The organism is Rhizobium freirei PRF 81 (genome assembly GCF_000359745.1).
In the GTDB taxonomy this organism is placed as follows: domain Bacteria; phylum Pseudomonadota; class Alphaproteobacteria; order Rhizobiales; family Rhizobiaceae; genus Rhizobium; species Rhizobium freirei.
In genome coordinates this window covers 1-1,247 of sequence record NZ_AQHN01000060.1, presented here as the reverse complement: position 1 = coordinate 1,247, position 1,247 = coordinate 1, and the positions used below count along the sequence as shown (strand labels likewise).

Below are 1,247 nucleotides of genomic sequence, written 5' to 3'. Positions count from 1 at the left end.
GGCACGGCTCTGAACTCGGGTTAACGTTTCTTCCCTGAACGGTTTGGGTGTGATTCAAGAGTGTCGGTGATTTGGAGGCCGACATGTTTGAAGACGATCGCCCGCGGCTGCGGGTTTTGCTGGACCATTTTAGTCTCGTTGAGGATGAGCGGGAGCAATGGCGGGTCGCCCATCCGTTACCCGAGGTGCTTCTTCTGGTCGTTTGCGGGACGATCGGCGCATGCGACGATTTTGACGAGATCGTCGAATGGGGAGAGGATAACCTGGCGTTTTTACGTCGGTTTCTTCCCTATCACCATGGCATACCGGGTTCGCGCTGGCTGCGCATTCTGCTCAACCGGATCGATCCGGACCTGTTTTCGAACTGCTTCATATCCTGGGCGGCGACGCTTCGACCCGATGCTCCGGCGCTGGTGGCGATTGACGGAAAGACCTCGCGCGGCAGTCATGACCGGGCCAACGGCCGGGCGGCGCTGCATCTCGTCTCGGCTTTCGCCACCCGTGAACGGCTGGTTCTTGGACAAGAGGCAGTGGCAACGACAAGCTGTGAGCAGGACACCATCCCCTTGCTGCTGGAACGGTTGGCCGAAAAGGATCGCCTGAAAGGCGCGCTCGTGACCATCGACGCCATTGCCTGCAATGCCAAAACCGCCCAGGCGGTGCTCGATGCAGGCGCTGATTACCTCCTGGCGGCCAAGGCCAATCAGCCCGGCCTGATGGGTGAGATCGAGCGCTTCTTTGCCGACGCTCCGGCAAACCTCACCTCAACCGTGACCGAAGTCGACAAGGGCCATGGCCGGGTCGAAGAGCGGCGGGTCACCGTCTCCACTCAAATCGACTGGCTCTCCGGCGACAGGCGCTTTCCCGGCGAATACCGCTTCCCGTCCATCGCCACCATCGTCAAGGTGCAAGCACAAGTCTATGAAAAGTCCAGGCAAAGCAGCCAGGTCCGCTTCTATATCTCCTCGCGGTCGATGACCGCGCTCCAGTTCGCCGAGGCCATACGTGGCCATTGGGCCATCGAGAACTCCCTCCATTGGGTACTCGACGTCACCTTCAACGAGGATGCCGCCCGATCTCGAACCGGGCATGGACCAGCCAACATGGCCGTCGTCCGACACTTCGCCATCAACATGGTTCGAAGCCATAACGACAAGCGCAGTATCAAACTCAGACGAAACAAAGCAGGCAGAAACCCACAATACATGGCCGAAATCATCCGAGCATGACTGTTAACCCGGATTCAG

1 protein-coding gene is annotated in these 1,247 nt (G+C 59.3%); it reads left to right on the top strand.

What is annotated here, in order from left to right; all coding sequences use genetic code 11:
- Nucleotides 1-83: 83 nt before the first annotated feature.
- Entirely contained in the window at nucleotides 84-1,229 is a 1,146-nt protein-coding gene (locus RHSP_RS14550; RefSeq protein ID WP_004112765.1) for an ISAs1 family transposase, read from the top strand.
- Nucleotides 1,230-1,247: the final 18 nt, after the last annotated feature.